At 30.1% G+C, this 312-nt stretch carries 1 pseudogene; it reads left to right on the top strand.

Annotated features, from left to right (window positions below):
- Positions 1–312 (top strand): annotated as a pseudogene (locus tag V6251_RS15245) (NAD-dependent epimerase/dehydratase family protein); the annotation flags it as partial.

A 312-nucleotide genomic window follows, 5' to 3' on the forward strand; every position in this document is an offset into this window, starting at 1 on the left:
CAACACAATGAAAAATTAATTCCAACAATAATTAGAAAAGCGCTTTCAGGAGAAAATATTCCTATCTATGGAGATGGTAAAAATATTTGAGACTGGTTGTATGTTCTAGACCACTGCAAAGGTATTGCTTTAGTTTTTACACAAGGTAAATCTGGTGAGACTTACAATATAGGAGGTAGAAATGAGCCTAACAATTTAACTATTGTGGATACTATATGTTCAATTTTGGACAATATTAAGCCAGCAAATAAATCTTATAAAGAGCAAATTACCTTTGTAAAAGATAGACCAATATTTATGTTTCCGTTAAAT

The sequence above is a fragment of the Olleya sp. Ti.3.14 genome (assembly GCF_038154885.1).
GTDB lineage: Bacteria > Bacteroidota > Bacteroidia > Flavobacteriales > Flavobacteriaceae > Olleya.